This window comes from Rhodoferax sp. UBA5149, from assembly GCF_002413825.1.
Taxonomy (GTDB): Bacteria; Pseudomonadota; Gammaproteobacteria; order Burkholderiales; family Burkholderiaceae_C; genus Rhodoferax.
Genome location: NZ_DHXT01000233.1, coordinates 1 through 2,065 on the forward strand (window position 1 = coordinate 1; position 2,065 = coordinate 2,065).

Sequence of the window (2,065 nt, forward strand, 5' to 3'; positions counted from 1 at the left end):
TCATGCGCAATCCCGGCGACCAGCGAGCCGAGTCCGGCCAGTTGCGCGGTCTGCACCAGTTCGTTCTGGGTCAGGCGCAAATCTTCCAGCACCCGATGCAGATTGGCGTTGGCTTGTGCCAGGTCGACGGTGCGCACCGCCACGCGCGATTCCAGGTTTTCATTCAAATGGCCGAGTTCGTTCTTGGTTGCGAGCAGATCGCGCACCTGATCGCGCAAGCGCATCGTCAGGTCGTTGTAGTCGACGCGCGTGACTTCCAGTTCGCGGGCAATGCGTTCGGTGCGCAGTTCGGCCGCGAACACCCGCTGGTTCGCAGCGTCGGCCACGGCGATGGCGGTTAGCCAGCCGGGCGCCAGGGAGGCGACTGCATTCAGCCATTGCGCCGGCAGCGTCGCATGCCAGCACAAGGGCGAGAGCTGCCGCAACTGCACCTGCTCGCCGGGGGTGACCACAATGCCCAGCATGCGCGTCGCGTAGTCCGCCAGAACTTGCGTCAGCACGGCGATGTCCGGCACCAGCACCACAACCGGGCCGCCCAGCAGGTGGCGCTTGGTCAGTTTGACCAGCTGGAAGCCGGCTGGGGCCGGCGCTGCCGTGGCCAGCAGCGTGGCGGCATCAAGGCTCATGGCAGTGGCCTAGCAGCAGGAGTACGTAGGTCATGTTGTGAAACAGGTTGCGCGTGTAACGGCCTTCATGAAACAAGGGGCCGATTTCGCCGAAGGAGGGGAACCCTGCGACCGGCAGCGTGCCGTGAAATGCATCGACCACGGCCCGCACCTCGAACTCGATCTGCCCGCCCAACAGCCACTTGCGCCCGGCACAACTGATGATCAGCGCCGCGCAGGGATGAAACCCGGAGGCGCGGGCGCGGGCCGCAATCGCATCGACTTCCGCCACCAGGTCTTCCGGCCTTGCCACGCAAACCTGCACCAGTTCACCGGCGCGAATGCCGCCGTGCAGATTCAGCGAGCCGGATTCGGTGCCGAAATCCTGGGCCACCGCGCGCAGCTTCTTTTCGCCCGCGTTGCCGGAGTTGAGGATGTTGAGCGTGACGATGCCTTGATCGGAACGCAGGAAGGGCTTGCCGGTTTCGCGTTCGACAAAGGCGGTTGCGTCGAGCCCGCCGATGCGGTGCAAGGTCTTGCCGTCGGCGACGTCGATTGCGCCTGGGGCGCCAACCGGCGACACGGCGTTGCCGATATGGATCTGGAATGCAAGCGGTCCATCCACCGCCAGCATCACCAGCGAATCCTGGACGACGGCGCGATCGAGAAATACGCAACAACGTTCCATCTTGTCGTTGTCGTCGCCCGCCATGCCGCCGACCACGGGGACATCGACTTCATCGCGCACCACGGTTTCGATACGGCTGGCATCGGTCTTGAAATTGGACAGCAGGAAATAGAAAGCGGGCTTGCGTCCCGCCAGGCGTCCGGCCAGCTTGGACAGCACGCGGCGCACCGCGCCTTCCGGATCGGCTTCGACGCCATCGCTGCTTTCGATATGCCATTGCACCGCACCGTCGCTGCCGAGTCCGAGCGCCGCCGCACCGACGTCGGCGCTGCGCGAGGTTTCATGGACGCCATCACCGCTGGCGCCGATGACGCGCACCCGCGGATTGTCGAGTCCGTCGTACAAGCCATCCATGAATTCATGCCAGTCCGAGTAATGGACCGTCACAAACAGGAAAACCACTTCGGGAGAAATTTCGGCCAGCGACTGGCCCAGAAATAGGGCAGCGCGGTAGGGATCCGTGATCGTCGTGCTGGCCGATTTTGCGCGCATGATTCAGAGCCTTTATATCAATAACAAACGAAGTGGCCGGTCCCCAAGCCTGCTTTACGTCCACGTGGCCGCGCCACGCCATGCCATGCGCTGTCAGGCCGTGCGCCATGCGTGTCGTTTATCTTAGCCGCTTGCGGCATGGGGAACAACATCAGGTAGACGCGTGCTTTTTTGCTTTTTGCAGCACATCTACCGGGGCTTCAAGCCCGGTGGCCGCGCTGCGGTGGTGCTGCCAAACAATGTGCTGTTTTTCACCAAGGGGGTCGCATCGCTGTCGCGA

At 63.4% G+C, this 2,065-nt stretch carries 2 protein-coding genes and 1 pseudogene; 1 reads left to right on the forward strand and 2 read right to left on the reverse strand.

What is annotated here, in order from left to right:
* A pseudogene (locus tag B3V69_RS20440) lies at nt 1-626 on the reverse strand (hypothetical protein); the annotation flags it as partial.
* Nucleotides 616-1,785 (reverse strand): FIST signal transduction protein, encoded by a 1,170-nt coding sequence (locus B3V69_RS20445; RefSeq protein WP_296449598.1) that lies wholly within the window; start codon nt 1,783-1,785, stop codon nt 616-618. The pseudogene B3V69_RS20440 and the gene B3V69_RS20445, both read right to left, overlap by 11 nt.
* A 163-nt stretch (nt 1,786-1,948) precedes the next feature.
* Between B3V69_RS20445 and B3V69_RS20450 the strand changes: the two genes are divergently transcribed.
* The coding region (locus B3V69_RS20450) for an N-6 DNA methylase (RefSeq protein ID WP_296449615.1) at nt 1,949-2,065 on the forward strand (117 nt) is incomplete at its 3' end.